General features: G+C 59.0%; 17 protein-coding genes. 9 read left to right on the top strand and 8 right to left on the bottom strand.

Annotated elements, in window-relative coordinates; all coding sequences use genetic code 11:
- Positions 1-100: 100 nt before the first annotated feature.
- Both QCD60_RS14370 and QCD60_RS14365 read left to right on the top strand, forming a co-directional pair.
- A complete protein-coding gene (locus QCD60_RS14370; protein WP_279786403.1) occupies positions 101-997 on the top strand; it encodes an NAD(P)-dependent oxidoreductase in 897 nt (298 codons plus the stop codon).
- A gap of 17 nt (positions 998-1,014) precedes the next feature.
- Complete coding sequence (locus tag QCD60_RS14365; protein WP_279786401.1) at positions 1,015-2,541, top strand: aldehyde dehydrogenase family protein; 1,527 nt, start codon at positions 1,015-1,017, stop codon at positions 2,539-2,541.
- Between the two features lie 340 nt (positions 2,542-2,881).
- Here QCD60_RS14365 and QCD60_RS14360 read toward each other — a convergent pair whose 3' ends face one another.
- The 4 genes from QCD60_RS14360 to QCD60_RS14345 form a co-directional block, all read right to left on the bottom strand.
- The gene (locus QCD60_RS14360) at positions 2,882-3,778 is read right to left on the bottom strand and encodes a LysR family transcriptional regulator (RefSeq protein ID WP_279786399.1); all 897 of its coding nucleotides are present in this window, start codon (positions 3,776-3,778) and stop codon (positions 2,882-2,884) included.
- A 99-nt stretch (positions 3,779-3,877) separates the two neighbouring features.
- Complete coding sequence (locus QCD60_RS14355; RefSeq protein ID WP_279786396.1) at positions 3,878-5,053, bottom strand: M20 family metallopeptidase; 1,176 nt, start codon at positions 5,051-5,053, stop codon at positions 3,878-3,880.
- A 134-nt stretch (positions 5,054-5,187) separates the two neighbouring features.
- A complete protein-coding gene (locus QCD60_RS14350; RefSeq protein ID WP_279786394.1) occupies positions 5,188-5,682 on the bottom strand; it encodes a hypothetical protein in 495 nt (164 codons plus the stop codon).
- A 4-nt stretch (positions 5,683-5,686) separates the two neighbouring features.
- The gene (locus tag QCD60_RS14345) at positions 5,687-6,535 is read right to left on the bottom strand and encodes a DUF3100 domain-containing protein (RefSeq protein ID WP_279786392.1); all 849 of its coding nucleotides are present in this window, start codon (positions 6,533-6,535) and stop codon (positions 5,687-5,689) included.
- Positions 6,536-7,072: 537 nt separating this feature from the next.
- On the opposite strand from QCD60_RS14345, the gene QCD60_RS14340 reads away from it, so the two are divergent.
- From QCD60_RS14340 to QCD60_RS14330, 3 genes are read left to right on the top strand one after another with little or no spacing between them, the layout of a single operon-like run.
- Positions 7,073-7,789: an aspartate/glutamate racemase family protein gene (locus QCD60_RS14340; protein ID WP_279786390.1), complete on the top strand. Its 717-nt coding sequence runs from the start codon at positions 7,073-7,075 to the stop codon at positions 7,787-7,789.
- Between the two features lie 51 nt (positions 7,790-7,840).
- Positions 7,841-9,157 (top strand): FAD-binding oxidoreductase, encoded by a 1,317-nt coding sequence (locus QCD60_RS14335; protein WP_279786388.1) that lies wholly within the window; start codon positions 7,841-7,843, stop codon positions 9,155-9,157.
- A gap of 25 nt (positions 9,158-9,182) precedes the next feature.
- Positions 9,183-9,710 (top strand): L-2-amino-thiazoline-4-carboxylic acid hydrolase, encoded by a 528-nt coding sequence (locus QCD60_RS14330; protein ID WP_279786386.1) that lies wholly within the window; start codon positions 9,183-9,185, stop codon positions 9,708-9,710.
- On the opposite strand, the gene QCD60_RS14325 is transcribed toward QCD60_RS14330, so the two are convergent.
- Positions 9,701-10,195: an Lrp/AsnC family transcriptional regulator gene (locus tag QCD60_RS14325; RefSeq protein ID WP_279786384.1), complete on the bottom strand. Its 495-nt coding sequence runs from the start codon at positions 10,193-10,195 to the stop codon at positions 9,701-9,703. The two genes, QCD60_RS14330 and QCD60_RS14325, sit on opposite strands and share 10 nt — an antisense overlap.
- A gap of 244 nt (positions 10,196-10,439) precedes the next feature.
- Here QCD60_RS14325 and QCD60_RS14320 point away from each other — a divergent pair, with 244 nt between their 5' ends.
- Positions 10,440-12,089 (top strand): methyl-accepting chemotaxis protein, encoded by a 1,650-nt coding sequence (locus QCD60_RS14320; protein WP_279786383.1) that lies wholly within the window; start codon positions 10,440-10,442, stop codon positions 12,087-12,089.
- Between the two features lie 604 nt (positions 12,090-12,693).
- Here the strand turns inward: QCD60_RS14320 and trpA are convergent.
- Together trpA and trpB are read right to left on the bottom strand one after the other, a co-directional pair.
- A complete protein-coding gene (trpA, locus tag QCD60_RS14315; protein WP_279786382.1) occupies positions 12,694-13,488 on the bottom strand; it encodes a tryptophan synthase subunit alpha in 795 nt (264 codons plus the stop codon).
- On the bottom strand, positions 13,488-14,762 hold the full coding sequence (gene trpB, locus QCD60_RS14310; RefSeq protein WP_279786381.1) for a tryptophan synthase subunit beta: 1,275 nt from the start codon (positions 14,760-14,762) through the stop codon (positions 13,488-13,490). Before trpB ends, trpA begins: the two co-directional genes overlap by 1 nt.
- 147 nt (positions 14,763-14,909) lie before the next feature.
- On the opposite strand from trpB, the gene QCD60_RS14305 reads away from it, so the two are divergent.
- The 3 genes from QCD60_RS14305 (at position 14,910) to rluA (ending at position 18,522) form a co-directional block, all read left to right on the top strand.
- A complete protein-coding gene (locus QCD60_RS14305) occupies positions 14,910-15,473 on the top strand; it encodes a TetR/AcrR family transcriptional regulator (protein WP_279786380.1) in 564 nt (187 codons plus the stop codon).
- A 337-nt stretch (positions 15,474-15,810) separates the two neighbouring features.
- Positions 15,811-17,697 (top strand): methyl-accepting chemotaxis protein, encoded by a 1,887-nt coding sequence (locus tag QCD60_RS14300; RefSeq protein ID WP_279786379.1) that lies wholly within the window; start codon positions 15,811-15,813, stop codon positions 17,695-17,697.
- Positions 17,698-17,829: 132 nt separating this feature from the next.
- Positions 17,830-18,522 carry a bifunctional tRNA pseudouridine(32) synthase/23S rRNA pseudouridine(746) synthase RluA gene (gene rluA, locus QCD60_RS14295; RefSeq protein ID WP_347950206.1) on the top strand — a complete coding sequence of 231 codons (693 nt, stop codon included), beginning with the start codon at positions 17,830-17,832 and terminating at the stop codon, positions 18,520-18,522.
- A gap of 194 nt (positions 18,523-18,716) precedes the next feature.
- Here rluA and QCD60_RS14290 read toward each other — a convergent pair whose 3' ends face one another.
- The gene (locus tag QCD60_RS14290; protein WP_279786378.1) at positions 18,717-20,276 is read right to left on the bottom strand and encodes a carbohydrate porin; all 1,560 of its coding nucleotides are present in this window, start codon (positions 20,274-20,276) and stop codon (positions 18,717-18,719) included.
- Positions 20,277-20,333 lie beyond the last annotated feature (57 nt).

The raw sequence follows: 20,333 nt of genomic DNA, 5'->3' as shown, positions 1-20,333 counted from the left end.
CATTTATTGTGATTGTTCGCAACTCTGCCGCCTTCCATGCTGAGACGACCCCTCTGCTCCCGCCTTGCGACTTCATTCGAGCTATATGGAGATGTCCACGATGACGCTTTCCCCTTCTTCCGACCGCCTGCACATCGGCGTGATTGGCCTTGGCAACATGGGCGGGCCGATGGCCCTGACCCTGCTGAGCAAAGGCATGCAGGTCAGCGGTTTTGATTTATCCAGCGGCCGCTGCAGTGAGCTGGCCAGCCAGGGTCTGGCCATCGCGGATGACCTGACCAGCCTCTGTCAGCAGGCCGACATCCTGCTGCTGTCGCTGCCGACCGCACAAATTGTCGAAGCCGTGGTCATCAACCACATCCTGCCGCAGGCCCGCAGCGGCAGCCTGGTGATCGACACCTCCACCTCACACCCGGATACCAGCCGGGCACTGGCCAAAGCACTGGCAGAACGCCAGATCGGCTTTGTCGATGCGCCGGTCAGCGGTGGCCCCAAAGGCGCGGCCAGCGGCACCCTCTCCATGGTACTCGGCGGCAGTGATGCGGATATCGAGCGGGCACAACCAGTGCTGGAAGCCGTCTCCGCCAAACGCACCTGCATCGGCCCGGTCGGTGCCGGGCATATCACCAAGATCGCCAACAACCTGCTGTGTGCCGCTCATCTGCTGACCAATGCCGAGATCGTCCGGCTGGCACAACAGGCCGGTGTTGATCCGGTCAGGGTGCTGGAAGGCGTCAGTGCCGGTTCCGGTCGCAGCGGTATCAGCGAGGTGAATTTCCCACTGTGGGTGTTCAGCGGCCAGTTCGATTCCGGCTTCACCATGCAGCTGATGCGCAAGGATGTGCGTCTGGGCAAGCAGCTGGCTGATGAGCTGGGGCTTGATCTGGCCCTGCTCAATCAGGTGGCCGCCACCTGGGCAGCCAGTGCCGGCACCCTGGCCGACGGTGAAGACTTTAACGCCATCGTCAAACCCATCATTGCGCCTGAGCACCCCTGACACACCGAGGTCTAGCCATGACAACTCCTTCTGAAACCACCACTCTGCTGTCTGCCATGCTGCAGCACTTCTTTGCCGACGCCGCCATTGGCAGCTGGATCAATGGTCAGCTGGTCAGCGGCGAAGGCGCCAGCATCACCCTGTTCGACCCGGCCACCTCGGCACCACTGCTGGAATACGCCGATGCCAGTGCTGCGCAGGTGGCCATGGCCGCCGACGCCGCCACCTGTGCCCAGCGCCAGTGGTGGCAGCTCAGCCATGCCCAGCGTGGCCGTCTGCTGCAGCGACTGGCACGCAGGATTGAAGACAATGCTGAACAACTGGCACTGCTGGAAGCCATCAGCGCAGGCAAACCCCTGCGCGATGCCCGGGTGGAAGTCGCCAAAGTCGTGGAAATGTTCGAGTACTACAGCGGCTGGTGTGACAAGTTCTACGGCGATGTGATCCCGGTCCCCAGCAGCCATCTCAACTACACCCGGCGCGAGCCGATAGGCACCGTGCTGCAGATCACCCCGTGGAACGCGCCGGTGTTCACCGCTGGCTGGCAGCTGGCCCCGGCGCTGGCCATGGGCAACAGCGTGCTGCTGAAGCCGTCGGAACTGACCCCGCTCAGCTCACTGGCACTGGGTGTGCTGGCGCAGCAGGCCGGGCTGCCTGACGGTCTGATCAATGTGATCGCCGGCTATGGCCACACAGCCGGACAGGCGGCCATCGCTCATCCGGCCATCAGCAAGGTGGTGTTTGTCGGCTCCCCGGCCACCGGCAGCCTGATTGCCCAGAGTGCGGCCAGACGCACTCTGCCCTGTGTACTGGAACTGGGCGGCAAGTCGGCCAATATCGTGTTTGCCGATGCTGATCTGGAACGGGCGCTGAAAGGCGCACAGGCGGCCATTTTTTCCACCGCCGGGCAAAGCTGTGTGGCCGGTTCGCGGCTGCTGATTCAGGCCGACATCTATGACGACTTCGTTGACCGTCTGAGCAAGGCCGCAGCCCGCATTCAGGTAGGCGCACCGCTCGACAGCAGCACTGAGGTAGGCCCGATCCAGAACGCCAGACAGTTTGCCCATGTACAGAAGATGATCGCCGATGCCCGGGCCGAAGGGGCCGAGCTGGTTGATCCGGACTGCCTGAACACCCTGCACTGCGGCAGCGGCTATTTTGTGCGTCCCACCGTTTTCAGGGCCACCAACCAGATGCACATCGCGCAGGAAGAAGTCTTTGGTCCGGTGGTGGTCGCGATTCCCTTCCGTGATGAAGCCGACGCCATTGCCCTGGCCAACGACAGCCGTTTCGGTCTGGCCGGTGCAGTCTGGACCGGCGATGTGGGCCGCGCTCATCGGGTCGCCGCCAGCGTGCGGGCAGGCACGTTCTGGATCAATGGCTATAAAACCATCCACGTCAGCTCGCCGTTTGGTGGCTACGGCGCCAGTGGCCACGGCCGCTCCAGCGGGGTAGAAGCACTGTACGAATACACGCAGGTGAAGAGCGTCTGGGTGGAAACCGCCGCCGAGCCAGTGCAGGCGTTTGGTTACGGCAGTGAGTAATTTATGCTGACCTGCTGACAACAGGCAGGTGAATGGCGGCCTGCCGCTGTTCACCTTGCCGCCTTATGCCTGTGCTTTTACAGGCATAACCGAACAAAGCAAAAAGCGCTGAGGAAGCGGAGTTTAGTCAGCTAAATGAGCATTCCGAAGCTCTTTTTAACGCCGTATGACCGACGCGCAGCAAAGCGACAGAGAGACTCCGAGAGGCTGCCAGCGCTTTCGCGAGCCAGGGTCAGACAAGGCAAAAAGAACTGAGGAAGCGGAGTTTAGTCAGCTAAATGAGCATTCCGAGGCTCTTTTTAACGCCGTATGGCCGACGCGCAGCAAAGCGTGTAAAGACTCAGCTGAACGCCTCCATGGTACGACTTATATAGTCCCGCATGGTCTGCATCGCCGCGGTGGTCTGCCGCCCTTTGCGCATCACCAGATGCACCGAGGTATTGGTCAGCACTTCATCGACCAGATCAATGGCATGAAGGGTGCCATCCCGAATCTCGCTGGAGGCGGAAAAGCGTGGCAGCACCGTCACCGCCAGCCCGGTACGGACATAGAGTTTGAGCGCATCGAAGGAGTTGCAGGTCAGCTGGGCACGCAGATGGATACGTGACTTATTTTCCCACAGGGTCAGCAGCTGCCGGATATGGAAGGCTTCGGTCAGCACCGCAAAGGTTTCACCGGCGACTTCCTGCAGGCTCAGTTCGGTGCAGGTGGCCAGCCGGTGCTCCGGGCTGACCATCAGCACCAGCGGCTGACGGCAGGTCAGCAGTGATTCCACACAGGCGTTGTTGTGCTGGTGGAAGACAATCCCCAGCTCGGCCTCGTCATCCTGCACCAGCCGGATCACTTCATCACCGCCGCAGATATTCAGATCAATACGGACACCGGGATAGGTGCGGGCAAAGTCGGCAATGGCATTGCCAATCAGATCGGAAATAAAGCCGCCGCCGGTCGCCAGCCGCAGAGTGCCGGTTTTCAGCGCTTCGGCATCGGCCAGATGGGAAAGGAAATAGTCTTCACGCTGACGCATATCGCGGATAAAGCGCAGCAGCTGATCACCCGCCGTAGTCAGCAGCATGCCCTGCTTGTGGCGCTGCATCAGGGTGACACTGAGCTGCTCTTCGAGTTTCTGCACCTGTCGGCTGATGGCTGAAGGGGCCACATGCAATACATCGGCAGCCCGGCGGATGCTGCCCTCCTGCGCCACGACTTCAAAATACCTCAGGGCACGGGTACGCACGTTTTCACCTCGCTGTCTGCCTATGCCAGCAACATCCGGGCAGGCGTCATACCTGCCCAGACTCGTGCTGAGAACCGTTTATCGCTCTTGCAACAGCGCTTACCCCTGGCCAAGGCGACGATAGACCAGCCCCGCCCAGAAACTGGCGCCAAGCGGCAGGATATCATCATTGAAGTCGTAGTGGGGGCTGTGCAGGCCGTGGCTGTGGTTGCTGGAACCATTGCCCATCCAGATATAGCAGCCGGGCACCCGCTCCAGCATAAAGGCGAAATCTTCTGCGCCCATGCTGGCCGGAGCATTCCAGTGCACCTGCTCGATCCCCTGCTGCTCACTGAGTACCGCGCGGCACAGTTCGGCATCTGCTGCAGTATTGATGGTGGCCGGATAGCGCCGGGTGTATTTCAGAATGCCGGTACAGCCCAGTGCCGCGCACAGCTGCGTCACCATCTCGCCCATGCGCTGCTCCAGCAGATCACGCACGGCAGGGTCGAAAGACCGGGTGGTGCCGAGCATGTGGCAACTTTCCGGGATCACATTGAAGGTATGGCCGCTTTCAATCCTGGTCACGCTGATCACAGCGGACTTCTGCGGATCGACATTGCGGCTGACAATGCTCTGCAACGCGGTCACCAGCTGCGCCGCCACCTGGATCGGGTCAACCCCCATGTGCGGCATGGCACCGTGACAGCCGTGCCCCTTCACTTCAATTTCAAAGGTATCGAACGCCGCCATCACCGGCCCGGCATGGACGGCGGCCTGCCCGGCAGGCAACGCCGGCCAGTTGTGCATACCGTAGACCGCACTGACCGGAAAGCGCTCGAACAGGCCATCATCAATCATCGCTTTGGCACCGGCCTCATTCTCTTCCGCAGGCTGAAAAATAAAGTGCAGGGTGCCATAAAAATCGGGGTTGGCGGCCAGATGAGCGGCCGCTCCCAGCAGCATGGTGGTATGGCCATCATGACCACAGGCGTGCATCTTGCCCTTGACGGTCGAGCAGTGGGCAAACTGGTTCATTTCCTCGACATCCAGCGCGTCCATATCGGCACGCAGGGCAATGGCCTCGCCGACGCCAAGACGGCCCTGCAGGGTCGCCACCACACCGGTGCCTCCCAGCCCCACTTCTACTGCCAGACCCAGATCACGCAGGATGCCAGCGACCATCGCCGAGGTCCTGACCTCTTCATAAGCGGTTTCGGGGTGGCTGTGCAGGGTATGGCGCCACGCTTTCATCTGCTGGTGCAGGGAAGAGTTGAGAGGGATAAGTGAACTCATGCAACGTTCTCTTCAGTAGAAACGACAGCCCGAGCCGCTCAGTAGCTGCGGCTCGGGCTCGATTAATCAGTTAAGCGTAGCGGGTTGCAGGCAACATGCAGGTGTTATCTCCGGCACGCTGCCGACCAGGGCGTTTACAGCATCAGCTGGGCAATCACCGCCGACCCCAGATAGGTGCCGGCAAACACCAGCAGCGACACCAGCACGATCTTGATACCGGAGGCCTTGAAGATGCTGACTTCCTGCCGGCTGATGGCCAGACCGGCATAGGCCAGTACCGGCGTCACCATGGACAGGAAATTAATCGCTTTCAGGTGCCCCAGCAGCCACTCGGAACCGGGCGTAACAGGCAGCGTGACGGCCATGCTGACCAGTGAGACCCAGGCGACCGAGGGCAGATAGAAAGGCATGACTTTGGTCAGCAGCAAACCCGCCATGACGATGGCATAGATAATCAGCATGCCGGGCAAAGCGGTCAGCAGCGCGGTGCCCTGTCCAGCCCAGTTGGCAATCAGGGCGATGGCACAGACGATCACCAGTACCACAGCGTGCTCTGCCAGAGACAGTTTCTGCTCCTGCGCAGCAGGATCGGCTACCGCACCGGTGGAAGAAGGATTCATCGAAGACATGGCGTTATACCTCCTTGCCTGCGGTTTTGACCGCAGTAACAGCAACATTGGCCTGATCATGGGGGCGCAGCAGGGTATAGAGCTTTTCAGCCAGCGGCAGCGAGACAAACAGGCACATGTACAGCCCGGTGGCGTTGGTCAGCAGGTTGCTGGCACCGGACAGCGCCAGAATCTGGTCTTTCATCTCCGGCACGGCGGCCGCCAGTGAGCCGGAACAGGCGGCAGTCATCGAGCCACTGCCCACGCCGCAGGCCATGGCCAGCGCGCGCACATCAAAGGTGCCGCTGGTCGCCAGAAAAGAAGCCAGAATGGAGAAGAACAGCGTGCCGAACATGGTGCCCATCACATACACCCCCATGACGCCGATCCCTTCCGGATTCTTCAGGCCATAGCGGTCGGAAATCAGGGCGATATTGGGCTCACGGGCGATGGAAAACGTCGCGCCAATGGATTCACGCCCCATGCGGAACACCAGTACCGCCACCGGCATCGCCAGCAGCAGGGTGCCGACATTGCCCAGCTCCTGCAGCATCATCGCTGGCCCCAGTGACAGGATGCTGTTGAGTGACGGTCCGATCAGGGTGCCAAACTTGGCCAGAAACGGCAGGACGGAAATCAGGATAATGGGTGTGGCTTTGGCCGCCTGTTTTTCTGTCAGCCAGCCAGCGGCTTTTTTCACCACATTGGGATTCAGGAATAACGCCAGAATAAAGGAATAGAAAAGGGGTAATAACAGCACACTGCCAATTCCCAGTGGAATTTTCAGTACGCCAATTAATTCGGCAATCACGGACAATACAACTACGGTCAGATGCAACCGCCAATCAGAAAAGTGTGACCTGATATTGCTCATCAGATTCTCCTCACCGCTCAACCCATTAATTATTTACCCACCCTGCCCTCAAGGCTTGCCAATTTAGTAAAACACAGAAACATAGATGCCTCTATCAGTATTAATTCATGCCTTTGTTCTAAAAAAGGCAACGGCAAATAAACCGATAAATTATTTAAAAACAGATAGTTAAGTTAATTTTCAAACTTCACTCCAATTACCAGCGCACCATTTAAGCGCAATTACTTTGCCATTTATCAGTCAGGCACCATATTGGGCATTTTTCATTTTCTGCCGCTGAATCGTTTCGTCTTTTCGCATCCAGTACCAAAGTAGCAGAAAAAACAGCGTGAATTGCGACCATAGAGCGGTGTACCGCCCAACTGAGCAAACAGATCATTGGCAATCAGCCGGGTGCAGAAAATTTTTCCAGATAAACCCATTTTTACCGAATCAGCTTGCACATCATCATCAATCACACCGGCATAACGCAGAGTATTACCGCCGGCCTCCCCTTATTCTGTTTTCAGATTTCACCAGCAGAATTGAGGCACAAAAATGCAGAAAACCATTGGTCTGATTGGCGGTATGAGTTGGGAAAGTACGGCGGTCTATTACAAGGAAATCAATGAGCTGATTCGACAACGCTACGGCCTGCTGCGCTCCGCCGATGTGCTGATGCACTCGGTGAACTTTGAAACCGTGATCGAATTTCAGAAATCCGGCCGCTGGGACAAAGCCGCCGACTATCTGGCCGGTATCGGCCGTGGTCTGGCAGGTGCCGGGGCAGACTGCATCCTGATCTGCACCAACACCATGCATCTGGTGGCCGGGCAGGTGGCCGCTGCAGTCGACGTGCCGCTGATTCATATCGTCGATGTTACGGCAGAGGCACTGCTCAAGGCGGGGGTACGCCGCCCGCTGCTGCTGGCCACCCGTTATACCATGGAGCAGGACTTCTATCTGGGCCGCATGCGCGAGCGCTATGGCCTTAACCCGATGGTGCCGGAGGCAGCCGACCGCGAAGTCGTGCATGAGGTGATCTTCGATGAACTCTGTGGCGGCATCGTCAGCGAGTCCTCCCGTCAGGCCTATCTCGACATTATCGAGCGTGGCCGCCAGCAGGGTGCTGATGCCGTCATTCTTGGCTGTACCGAAATAGGTTTGCTGATTGAACCGCAGCACACCCGCCTGCCGCAGTTCGACTCCACCAAACTGCATGCGCAGGCGGCGGTGGATTTTGCCTGCGGTACAGCACTGGCACTGACTGCCTGACCACGACGTGCCATGGGTGGCACATCCGCTGGCTGACGAAGGAGCTTTACCATGACTGTTTCGCCCTACGCCCCTTACCCTCCCTCCCTGTGGGCCAATGGCCTGACTGCACTGGATTTACCGCCGCTGCAGGAACACGGGCTGCAGACGCAAGTGCTGGTCATCGGTGCCGGTTTGTCAGGGCTGTCCACGGCCCTGCATCTGGCCCGTCAGGGCATGCAGGTCACTGTGCTGGAAGCGGCCTGTGTGGGCTGGGGCGCCTCCGGTCGCAACAATGGTCAGGTCATCCCGACCCTTACCAGTGCCGAACCCGATGCCATTGAAGCGCGCTTCGGCGAGCAGGGGGAATATCTGGTGCAGCTGGTTCGCGACAGCGCGGCACAGCTGTTTGAGCTGATCCGCAGTGAACAGATTGACTGCGCTGCCGAGCAGAGCGGCTGGTTTCAGCCCGCCCACTCTCCCGGCCGTATGGCACTGAGTGAGGCGCGGGTGCGTGCCTGGGAAAGGCGCGGTGCACCCGTCACCCTGCTGCACAAGGCAGAGTGCGATACCCTGCTGGGCAGTACGGCATGGCACGGCGGCATGCTCAACCGCTCCGGCGGGCATCTCAACCCCCTGGCACTGGCGAAAGGGCTGGCGCTGCGCTGTCTGCGTCTGGGGGTGCGGATCTATCAGCGCAGCCCGGCCACAGCCATGCGCTTCAGTGATGACCAGTGGCAGGTCAAAACCCCTTACGGGCAGATTCGCGCTGACAATCTGGTGATCACCACCCATGCCTACAGCGACTTTTTCGACAAACCGCTGCATCCGCCACTGGCACAGAGCATTGTGCCGGTGCGGATCTGGCAGCTGGCGACCGCGCCGCTGAGCGAGGATGTCCGCGCCAGCCTGTTACCGGGACGGCAGGCGGTGTCCGATACCCACGGCGATCTGCGCTTTTTCCGCTACGACGCCCAGCACCGGCTGGTCAGCGGTGGCGGGCTGATTTTTCCCTATAACAGTGATACCCGCCTGCAGACACTGGTGGGACAACGCCTGCAACAGGCGTTTCCGCAGCTGCCGCCAGTACGCTTCGACTATGTCTGGGATGGCCATATCGCCATGACCAGCGACCGGATGCCCCATCTGCATCAGCTGGGTCCGCGCTGCTGGACCTGGGTCGGCTGCAACGGCCGTGGTGTGGCGCTGTCTGTGGCGCTGGGCAAGGAACTGGCAGAGCAGATTGCGACGCCACAGCAAGCACCAAGGCTGCCCTGCACGACGCTGAAGCCTATCCGCTTTCAACGCCTTGGCAGACAGATTGCACCGGCCTTTCTGGCGCTGTATCGCTGGAAGGATGGCCGCGAGCCTGCCGTGGCCGCCCGCTAACCCGAGTATTGCCGAGACTGAGATCATGACTACCGAGCCCGCTCCCCTACCCATCATCGAACAGCGTCGTATCGAGGCGCGCATTCTCAAACATGTCTATGACGTGGCGCTGGCTGAGCATGGCCAGCAGGCCGCGCGGGCACTGCTGCGTGAAGCCGTCACCCGCTCGGCCATTGCCCAGGGCGAACACTTTCGCCAGCTGCTGGGGCGCATACCCGATCTGCAGGACTTTGCCGAGGCGTTGCAGCACTGGACCCGGGAGGATGCCCTGCGTATCGAGGTGAAGCAGCTGTCAAGCACTCAGCTGGACTTCGATGTGACCCGCTGCCGCTACGCCGAGATGTACCGGGAGATGGGGCTGGCAGAGATCGGCGATCTGCTGTCCTGCAATCGCGACGGCGCCTTCTGTATCGGCTATAACCCGGCCATGGAGTTTCAGCGCAGCCAGACCATCATGTCCGGCGCCAGTCATTGTGATTTTCGTTACCGGCTGGCCGCTACCGCCAGCAGCGACGGCACCGCGCCAGCCACCGGCAGTGCGGTTCAGATATAACTGACCGGTACGGCGGTGGTGAACTTCAGCTCTTCCATGCTGATAAAGGAAGTCACATCGGTGAAGTCCAGCTTGGAAATCAGCCGTTTGTAGACGCGGTCATAGGCATCGATATCCGGCACCACCAGCCGCAGCAGGTAGTCGATGTTCCCGGTCAGACGGTAGGCCTCGACGATTTCCGGGATGGTGGCGATGGTATCCTGAAATGCCTCAAACCATTCCATCGAGTGGCGCGAGGTTTTCACGCCGACAAACACCGTCATCGGCAGGTTGGCCTTCTTGCGGTCAACCAGCGCCACCCGCTTCAGAATCAGCCCGCTTTCTTCCAGCGCCTTGATCCGCCGCCAGCAGGCAGACACCGACAGATCGACCTTTTCAGCCAGCTCTGCCACCGGCATTGAGGCATCCTGCTGCAGGTATTCGAGAATACGTTTGTCACGTTTATCCAGCACAATGGCCATTCCTGTCGCCCGAGTGGCCGTCATTCTACTGCATGTCAGGGTAGCAAACCCCTCGATTGACGACGGTGTTGTGCCCGATGCCGAACCGCCGACAGATCGCCTGATCAGCTCTGCGACAACGTGCTGATCCCCTGCGGCAAGGCGCTGGCCGATCCTGTGGCTATTAGCAAATATAAAGACGAACAGCATTCGGCCAGTTTCCAAATATTTCAGCTCTTCTATACTTGGCCGAAACGATAAAGCACCTTTCTCCTGCCAGGACTACAACATGGCTCTCAACCAGCTATCTCTGAAAGCACGACTACTGATCGCCGTCGCGATTCCCTGCCTTGCCCTGATTTTTGTCGGCCTGACCAGTCTGGGCAGCATGTCGTCAATGCAGGACAAGGCCAATGAGCTCTACCTCAACACGGCTGCGCCACTGCGAGCCATGGCCGAAGTCAATTCGCGCATTCCGCGCATGCGGGTCGGTATCGACGTGACCCTGCTGCAGCAGGTGGAAGGCATGAAGGATGAAAAAGGCATCAAGACCCGGGTCAAGGAAGCCCGTCAGGAAGATATTCCGGAAATGCGTCAGGCCATGCAGGCCGCTGTGGCAGCTCAGGTTGACCCGGCGCTGAAAGCCCAGGCTCAGCAGTTGCTGGATACCTTCGAGAAGGTGGTGCGTGATGAGCTGAACCCGATGCTGGATGCCTTCGAGCGTGAAGACATGGCCGCCGCCCAGCAGATTTACCGCGACAAATACGCCAAGACCTACGGTGAGATGCGCAAGGCCACCAACGTGCTGCTGGATGCCCTGCTGCAACAGGCCGAGCATCAGAATCAGCTGAGCCTCGACAGCTACGACTCAGGCCGCACCCAGCAGATTACGATTATCGCTGTGGCCCTGCTGATCAGTGTGCTCACCGCCCTGCTGATCATCAGCAATCTGCGTCGTCGTGTCAGCCTGCTGCAGGACGTGGTGGGCAATGCTGCCGATACCCTGGCACTCAATACCCGCATCCAGCTGGATGGCAATGATGAGCTGACCGCCATTTCCCGCAGCTTCAACCGCTTTATCGAGAAGATTCATCAGGCCATGGACCGGCTGGCAGCGGACTCCCGCACACTGGCCGGAATGGCCGGCGAAGTGGCCGAGCGTGCCCATCTGACCCAGCGTAACTGCACCTCGCAGCGCGACCGCACCGTGCAGGTGGCCACCGCTATCCACGAGCTGGGTTCGACCGTCAGTGAAATTGCCCACAACGCCGAACAGGCCGCCACCGTTGCCCGTGAGGCCACCCATCATTCAGCCGATGGTCGTGAAGTGGTCGGGCAGGCCAGCCGCCAGATTGGTGAGCTGACCCGCGAGCTGGAACAGGCTACACAGGTGGTGGAATCGCTGGCCGGACAGATCAATGCCATCAGCTCGACGCTGGATACCATCCGCAGCATTTCCGATCAGACCAACCTGCTGGCACTCAACGCCGCCATCGAAGCAGCGCGCGCCGGTGAACAGGGCCGTGGTTTTGCCGTGGTCGCCGATGAGGTACGCACGCTGGCCAGCCGTTCAGGCGCCTCTACTGAAGAAATCCAGCAGGTTATCGACCGCCTGCAGGCCGAAGCCCGGCGTGCCGTGGACGCCATGTCCAAGGGACGGAATCAGAGTGGTCTGGTAGTGGAATATGCCAACAGGGCCAACAACTCGCTGGAACAGATCAACGGCCATATCAGCCAGATCAGTGACCAGAACATTCAGGTCGCGACGGCTACCGAAGAGCAGTCCAGCGTGGTGGAAGAGATCAGCCGCAACGTCGAACAGATCAACCAGTTCACGGTGGAAACGGCCGAGATTGCCGAGCAGCTCAATCAGGCCAGCGCCAACCTGCAGGGCCTGTCTTCTGAGCTGGATAAACTGGTGGGGACATTCAAGCTGTAAGAAGGTGACCGTCGGTGCGATTCACTGCGTTCATCACACCCTACCGGGAGACGTAGCAGGCGCTGGCGACCCGTGTAGCGGTAGGGGCGACCGTGTTAACGGGTGGAGGCACTCACGCTGCAAGAGGTGACAACCGGTGCGATTCACCGCGTTCATAACACCCTACCGGGATACGTGGCAGGCGCTGGCGACCGGTGTAACGGTAGGGGCGGTGAGGGACGAACCGCACCGTGTTAGCGGGTGGAGGCATTCACACTGCAAGAGGTGACAACCGGTGCGATTCACTGCGTGAATCACACCCTACCGGGATACGTAGCAGGCGCTGCTACCGGTACATCGTAGGGGGGCGGTGAGGGACGAACCACACCGTGTTATTGAAAGGGACATTCACGCAGCTTCTCGGTCTAACAGGCTGTTGAAAAACGTTATCGAGGCAGTCGAGACAAGGAAAAAACAGGCGAAAAAGCGGAGTTTAGTGAACTAAATGAGCATTTTGAGCCTGTTTTTGACGCGGTATTCGGCAACGCAGATAGATTTTCAACGACCTGCTAAGCAATAGCGACGACTGACGTCAGCCAAATGGCTGACGTCAGTTGCTCGGTTGTCAGATCATTCCCAGACTGGCCAGCAGCGCCAGCCCGGCTTCCTGCCCACCGGCGTTATAGGCTTCCAGCAAGGCCGAGCCAACAATGGCGATATCCGCCTGCCCCACCAGCGCTTCCACCTGCTCCCGGCGACGAATGCCGAACCCCACCGCCAGTGGCGCGTCGGTATGCTGGCGAATGGTGGACAGATACTCGGCCAGTGCCTGCTGTGCTCCGTCCTTTTGCCCGGTCACTCCGGAGCGGCTGACGCAATAGAGCATGCCCGTGGCCTGACGGGCGATGCTGGCCAGTCGCTCAGCGGGTGTAGCCGGTGTGACCAGCCAGATGGGCTCCACGCCATGCCCGGCACAATCCCGTCGGAACTGACCCGCCCGCTCCATCGGCAGATCAGGAATGATCAGCCCGGCAATGCCCTGAGCTGCTGCATCCTGTACCAGCCGGGTCAACCCGAAGCGGTAAAACGGGTTGAGATAGCCCATCAGCAGGATGCGCGAGCGGGGAAAGTCGCGCTGCAGCTGCCCAAGCTGCTGCAGGCAGTCGCCCATCTGCGGCTGGTTCTCCACGGCCCGGTGACAGGCGGCAACAATGGTCGGGCCGTCCGCTACCGGATCAGAAAAGGGAAACTGCACTTCCAGCAGCTCGATACCCTGCTCCAGCAGGCGGCGCATCCATGCCAGACTGGCTTCCACCGTCGGGTAGCCGTAGATCACATGGGTCATGGCCAGCAGAGGCAGACGCTCGGACGTCTGCTGCGCCTGTGACCGTGCCCGGATAAATTCGCTGAGTGTCGACATCACACTGCCCTCCCCTGCCCGGCATCACTGGCCAGTTGCAGATTGTCCGGATATTCGCTCAGGTAACTGCGCAGGAACTGCGGAAACTCGGCATCCTGTACCGCCCGGGCAACGTTGAAGATGTCCTTGTCACCGCGCCCGGACAGGTTGATAACGATACGCTGCTGCGGTGACAGCGTGCCTGCCTCGCGGAATGCGGCGGCCAGCGCATGGGACGACTCCAGTGCGGGAATGATGCCTTCCTTCTTCAGCAGCAGGGTGCAGGCGTCCACCACTTCCTGATCGCTGGCATAGGTCATGCGCAGCTGCCCCTGCTCCGCCAGATGGGCGATGATCGGAGAGACCCCGACATAGTCCAGACCGGCAGCGATGGAGTGGGTCTCCTGTAGCTGACCCTGATCATCCTGCAGGAAGATGCTGGCAAAACCCTGGGCGATCCCCGGCTGGCCCAGATCATGGGACAGGCGAATGGAGTGCTCACCGAGCGCCATGCCTTTGCCACCCGCTTCAACACCGACTTTTTCCACCTGTGCCTCATCCATAAAGGGCAGGAACAGTCCACAGGCATTGGAGCCACCACCGACGCAGGCATACAGCCGGTCCGGCAGCGCGCCGAACTGGGCCAGACTCTGCTGCCTGACTTCGCGGCCGATCACTGACTGGAAGAACGACACCATCTCCGGGAACGGCGCGCAGCCACAGGAGGTACCGATCAGATAGTGACTGTCGGCATAGCTGCCGGACCAGTCACGCAGCGCCTCATCCAGCGCATCGCGCAGCGTCTGCGAACCAGTGGTTACCGGAATCACCGTGGCGCCCAGCTGACGCATCCAGAACACATTGGGATATTGCCGCGCCACGTCTTTGGCGCCCATGTAAATGGTGCATTCCAGCCCCAGTCGCGCTGCCACCAGTGCGGTGGCAATGCCATGCTGACCGGCGCCGGTTTCGGCAATCACCCGCTTCTTGCCCATGCGTTTGACCAGCAACCCCTGCCCGATGACGTTATTCATCTTATGGGCGCCGCTGTGATTGAGATCCTCGCGCTTGAGGTAAATCTGCGCACCACCAAAATGCTCAGTAAGGTTGGCACAGAAGGTTAACGGGGTCGGCCGGCCAGAGTATTGCTGCCACTGCTGCTCCAGCGCCTGAATAAAGGCCGGATCGTTGCGGGCCTCGTCAAAGGCCTGCTGCACCTGCTGCTGGCTGGTATACAGGATTTCCGGGATATAGCTGCCGCCATATTGACCGTAGTAGCCGTTGTCACTCATCATGACCTGATCCCCGCTAATTATTTAACTACACCGTTTAGTTAAAATAATTAGCCCGTGGCTGGCCGTCAAGCCTCTCCTCGGCTAATTTTTGCTCAGGATGGCAACAGCGCCGTGCTCCAGCCGTCACTCAGCACATTTAGGTAAGCCATGGCCCGCGGACGTCCCTCCAAACGACAACACATTATTGATACGGCGCAGAGCCTGTTCGCCGAGCTGGGCTATCAGGGCACCAGTATTGATCTGGTGGTACAGACCGCTGCCGTGTCGAAACCGACGGTGTACAGCAACTTTCCCACCAAGCAGGTGCTGTGGGCATCGGTGCTGGAACAGGTCAGCGAACACAGCCGCGACGCCCTGCAGGAACATGCCCTGAGCGGGAACAACTGGCTGGAAACCTGGCTGGCCCTGTGGCAATGGTGGGCGGACAGCGCCGAGCGGCTGGCCATTTATCGCATCATGCTGGGCGAGCAGCACAAAATGGAGGACACCGCGCGCGAGCTGTTCGTGCAGTTTGAGGCGGTACTGCAACAGGCGCTGGATACCCTGCTGCTGCAACAGGCCGTCACACTCACCGACACCCAGCGTTTTGTGCTGGATGCCTGCAGCCGCGCAGGGCTGCTACAGCCTGCACTGTTTGGCCGCACGCCACTGTCCGTCACCGCGCTCTATCACCATCTGACGTCTAACAATGCAGCACTGCCAGCACGCTGAGCAGCCCGCTGAAAGATGGATAAAATGTGAAAAACCTTATTACAAACAGTATTCTGGCGACACAATAAGTATTTATAACGCCACTGGATTGGCTATGATGGCCAGACAGCCTCATAACTAAAAAGCTTGCTTGATGCCACATGCGGGACGCTGCCACTGAAATCGATTCAGAAACTGGCTGTACTTTGGGTTGCTGATCTTCTATTAGTTAATAACGCCTCGCAGCCGCACTGTTTCCTATGCCCGGACCGTGTGCTGAGGGGTTGTCAACGCTGATAAAAGGCGTCGCCCGGGATAAAACCGTCCTCATATAACAATGTAAAAAGGAGAGACGCAGGTGCTGTTGTCCTTGTCCTGGAAGCAGAAATTCTGGCTTCTGATTTCCGTTACTCTGGTAGGCCTGGCATTGATGGCGATTTCCGCTTTCTGGGGCCTTAACAAAGTTTCCTCCTCCTTCCAGTCCCGACAGGAAGCAACCCTTTACGAAAGTGCTTCGCTGCAATTGCTCAATGAGTGGCTGCAGATTGAAACACAGAGCGATACCCTGACTCCCGACAATGCCAGCGCCTATCAGGATCAGCTGCAAAGTCTGGTCAACTCCGCCAGCAATCTGGTCAACAAAGCCTCTGACCTGCATGACGATGGCATTCAGAGTGCCGCCAGCACGATCAAGCAGGGTGTCGACAGCTATGCTGCTCTGCGCGGACAGTGGCTGCAGACCAAACAGACCCTGGGTATGACGCCTTTTGACGGGCAGCGCAAAACCCTGGCTACCGCCTCTGAAGGCCTGAATAAAATTTCCCTCAGTCTGATCAAGGACGACATCGAAGCGGCCATCAACAACCAGCGCGACTACCTTTCGACACTCAACCAGACCTTTGCCGAACAGACCAAAAAGGCTGTTGCAGAACTGAACAAGAAGGTCAAGGACCTGCAGTGGGAAGATACCCTGATCGGCAAGGCAGTGAAGGAATACGAAGGGGTATTTAATCAGGTTGATCAGACCATTGGTCAGCTGCGCGACATGGAAAGCCAGCTGCAAAGCTCTGGTGAAGCGCTGAAGCAAGCTATCGAGCAGCAGAATGAATCGGTGCGCACCGGCATCATCGCCACTACCACCCAACAGGCTGAATCAGCCAAGCAGTCCTCCACCTGGCTGATGCTGGGGATGTCCATCGCCGTTGCCGTGTTCCTGCTGTTCACCCTCAATCAGGTTTCCAGCACGCTGGTGCGTCAGCTGAATAAAGTCATGCAGCTGCTGTCGAAAGTGGCTGAAGGTGATCTGACCGGCTCACTGAGCCTGACCAGCAACCGCCGCGATGAATTCAACCAGCTGGGCGAAGCCGCCAACCGCATGATTCGTGACATGTCTGGCCTGATCCAGCAGGTGGTCAATGGCAACAAAAATCTGATGCAGCTGCACCAGCATCTGAGCACCGCCATGAGCCATCTGGGTGACAACAGCCAGCAGGTGGAAATGCAGACCGAACAGGCCGCCTCTGCCGCCCAGCAGATTTCTGCCACGGTCAATGAAGTGGCACGCCGCACCTCCGATGTCAGCAATGCCACCCAGGAAGCCAATGAGTCGGCACTGGCCGGATCACAGGTTATCGCCAACAGCGTTGACTCGATGAAGCAACTGTCGCAGCTGATACAGAACACCCACAATCAGGTGGAACTGCTGAGCCAGTCCAGTGGCAAGGTCACCAGCATTATTGATGTGATCAACAGTCTGGCAGACCAGACCAACCTGCTGGCACTCAACGCTGCCATCGAAGCAGCCCGTGCCGGCGATGCAGGGCGCGGTTTCTCGGTGGTGGCTGACGAAGTCCGCTCTCTGGCGCAGAAAACCGTCTCGGCCACGGCCAATATCGGTAACATCATCGGCGAGTTCAACCAGCAGACGCGGGAAATGGGCAAACTGATGGAAAGCGGCCTGAGCATGGCCGCCGAAGGCGAACACAATGCCAGTCAGGTGGCCGATGCCATCAGCGGCATTACCCACGCCATCGGCACCCTGACCGCAGAGATGGATCAGGTAGTGGTTGCGGTCGAGCAGATTTCGGCTACCACCGAAGATATCGCCAGCAAGATGGAACACATCAATATCCACACCAGCGAGACCAAGACCCTGCGTCATACGCTGGACGAACAGACCCATATGCTGGCCGATCAGGTGGACTCCCTCAACAGCACATCGCAGCGCTTCCGCGTCAGCGCCTGATAACCCTATTCGCCACCCGGCTAACGCTCACCTCCAGACCCCGCATCAGCGGGGTCTGCCTTTTCTGGCTCCTGTAGCCATTCTGTCGCAGGCACCGCCGCTGACTTTTCACACCGCAGCGATTGCTGCATCATGGGCGCCCCCTTTACCGCCGCACCCTATGCCTTTATGTATCTGACCTACACCCCACCACTAACACCCTGGCTGGACACGCTCTATGCCGATGAGCATCTGCTGGTCATTAACAAACCCAGCGGCCTGCTGTCGGTGCCCGGTCGCCTGCCCAGCCATCAGGACAGTGTGATGACCCGGGTGTGGCAGGAGCATGCCGAGGCGCAGGCCGTGCACCGGCTGGATATGTCCACCAGCGGTATCATGCTGATTGCCCTGCACAAGGAAGCGGAGCGCGCCCTCAAGCGCCAGTTTGAGCTGCGTCGCACCCGCAAGCATTATGTCGCCCGGGTATGGGGGGCACTGCGACAGCCACAAGGTAGGGTGGATTTGCCGCTGATCTGCGACTGGCCACGGCGCCCACGGCAGAAAGTCTGCTTTGTCTTAGGCAAGCCTTCGCAGACCCACTATGAGCTGCTGCAACAGGATGCTGACAGCAGCCTGCTCAGGCTCACCCCCATTACCGGTCGTTCCCATCAGCTGCGGGTGCACCTGCAGTCGCTGGGTAATCCGATCCTCGGTGATGAGTTCTATGCCCATCCGCAGGCCTTTGCAGCCGCCCCACGGCTATTGCTTCATGCCGCAGGACTGGGTTTCCAGCACCCTGCCAGCGGTGAAGCCATGGATATCCTCTGCCCTGCCGACTTTGCCTGAATACCCTTTCAGGATCAGACAGAACGAAAAAAGCAGCACCGCGGTGCTGCTTAAAGGGAAGGAATCAAACGAAGTCGTCAGTTTACCGCCGCGTCGGCTGTGCGACCGGTGCAACGGCCGTGACACCGTGCCTCAGAGCGCGCAGAAATTGCGGTGTCCCTGACGCACCGTCGCCACTACGTGGGCACAAGCGCTCAGAACCAAAGCTCCATTTGTGTTCCGACCAGCCACTTGCTGCTGCCGGTAAAGCCGGTATTACCGAAATCGGTACTGCGGCTGCCATCGTAGGTAAAGCGGTTGAGATCCTTATCCCAGCCCATATAGGTGCCGAACAGACGGATCTCTGGCCGGGCAAAGAAGCCTGCCTGAGTATCCAGCTTGAAGGTCGGCGCCACGGTCAGCTTGTAGAAATCGCCCTTGGCCTTGGCGAAGGTGCTGTCCAGATTCATGTACTGGTAGGTGCCTTCATACTGCATCTCGAAGTTCTCGCTGAGGGCATCCGTCAGACGCAGGTTGAGGGACGCCCACTTATAGCTGTCGCCCTCATTCACGCGATTCTTGCTGGTTTCCGCCAGCAGCGCCGGCGCAATTTTCCAGTTGTCGTTGATGTCGGTGGTGCCATAGGTGAAAACACGCACGGCTTCAGCATCATGCTGCAGGGTGTCGACCGCGCCCAGACGTTTGACTTCGGCGCCGAGACCATGACCATAAAGCACGCCAGTTTTGGCAAAACCGTCACTCAGGCCGTAGAAGCTAGGCGCATGGTAGGCCAGTAAACCGTGATAGCCGGAAGTTGCACGACCATTATCGCCATCATCATTGTGTTTGGCGCGCATGGCATTGAGCATGACCTGCCAGTTGCCGATGAAGTTGTTGCTGGTGGCGATATAGCTCTTGATGTCATTACCTTCCTCATCGTTGCTGTCGAGGAAGTCGCGGCCATACACCGAGAAACTGGTTTTCCAGTCCGGCATGACCTGTGCGTCGTAGAAACCGGCGCCGGTGCCGGAGAGGAAGACGATATCGCTGTCATAGAAGTGGATATCGAAATTTTTCTTGTCAAAGCGCTTACCGGCCCACAGCGTCGCGTCCTGAAAGGCGGTCCCTTTAAGGCTGGGTAAATTGCCCATTTCTACATTTGCCTGACGCACGTTGATGCCGTTGTCACCACCGGTCCAGTCGTTATTACTGTTGACCCCGTCGGCGATCATTACCGTGTAACGAGCCCAGCCGCCACTATCACTGGTGAAATTTTTCACCAGCTGCGTTTCCACATAGGTATCAGTCTCCAGACCCAGGCGGCCCACTGCCCCGCCCAAACTACCCGCCGGAGTGATATAGGGGCCAGACCCTTCGATCGTTTTCATATCACCATTGGTAGAGGTACCAGAACGAGCCGAAGCATGAAATTCCAGGGAATTAGCCGTATCCACCACTTCCTTTCTGGTCGAAGTCAGCGCTGACGCACTGACCTGCGAGGCCGTCGCGCTGGCCTGTGAAGCAGTAGAACTGGCCTGTTCGGCCGTCGTTGATGCTGCATTGGCGGTGGTCTTGGCCTGCACCGCCAGTGCAGTGACCTGCTGCAGCTGCTGTTCCAGCTTGGCGATACGCGCTTCCAGATCCCTGACCTGCTCGGCATTGCTCTGGGCCTGAGCCCCCGTACCAAACAGCGCAGTGCTGACGGCCAGTGCCAGCGCAGAATGTTTCAGGCGTCCCTGGGCACAGCCCCTGTCTCTCAATACTCGACTCAACATAAAGGGTAACTCCTTGATCTCATTATTAGATTTATTGGTAATCCACACTGCAGTCAG

Source organism: Pokkaliibacter sp. MBI-7 (assembly GCF_029846635.1).
Classification (GTDB): Bacteria; Pseudomonadota; Gammaproteobacteria; order Pseudomonadales; family Balneatricaceae; genus Pokkaliibacter.
The sequence above is the reverse complement of the archived record's forward strand: the minus strand, read 5'-3'. Positions and strand labels throughout refer to the sequence as shown.

Coding starts and splice junctions, on each gene's coding strand:
- QCD60_RS14340 (WP_279786390.1), top strand. CDS start 7,073: ATGCAGAAAACCATTGGTCTGATTGGCGGTATGAGTTGGGAAAGTACG.
- rluA (WP_347950206.1), top strand. CDS start 17,830: ATGGGCGCCCCCTTTACCGCCGCACCCTATGCCTTTATGTATCTGACC.
- QCD60_RS14345 (WP_279786392.1), bottom strand. CDS start 6,535: ATGAGCAATATCAGGTCACACTTTTCTGATTGGCGGTTGCATCTGACC.
- trpA (WP_279786382.1), bottom strand. CDS start 13,488: ATGTCGACACTCAGCGAATTTATCCGGGCACGGTCACAGGCGCAGCAG.
- QCD60_RS14370 (WP_279786403.1), top strand. CDS start 101: ATGACGCTTTCCCCTTCTTCCGACCGCCTGCACATCGGCGTGATTGGC.
- QCD60_RS14290 (WP_279786378.1), bottom strand. CDS start 20,276: ATGTTGAGTCGAGTATTGAGAGACAGGGGCTGTGCCCAGGGACGCCTG.
- QCD60_RS14365 (WP_279786401.1), top strand. CDS start 1,015: ATGACAACTCCTTCTGAAACCACCACTCTGCTGTCTGCCATGCTGCAG.
- QCD60_RS14335 (WP_279786388.1), top strand. CDS start 7,841: ATGACTGTTTCGCCCTACGCCCCTTACCCTCCCTCCCTGTGGGCCAAT.
- QCD60_RS14320 (WP_279786383.1), top strand. CDS start 10,440: ATGGCTCTCAACCAGCTATCTCTGAAAGCACGACTACTGATCGCCGTC.
- QCD60_RS14350 (WP_279786394.1), bottom strand. CDS start 5,682: ATGTCTTCGATGAATCCTTCTTCCACCGGTGCGGTAGCCGATCCTGCT.
- QCD60_RS14330 (WP_279786386.1), top strand. CDS start 9,183: ATGACTACCGAGCCCGCTCCCCTACCCATCATCGAACAGCGTCGTATC.
- QCD60_RS14355 (WP_279786396.1), bottom strand. CDS start 5,053: ATGAGTTCACTTATCCCTCTCAACTCTTCCCTGCACCAGCAGATGAAA.
- QCD60_RS14305 (WP_279786380.1), top strand. CDS start 14,910: ATGGCCCGCGGACGTCCCTCCAAACGACAACACATTATTGATACGGCG.
- QCD60_RS14325 (WP_279786384.1), bottom strand. CDS start 10,195: ATGACGGCCACTCGGGCGACAGGAATGGCCATTGTGCTGGATAAACGT.
- trpB (WP_279786381.1), bottom strand. CDS start 14,762: ATGATGAGTGACAACGGCTACTACGGTCAATATGGCGGCAGCTATATC.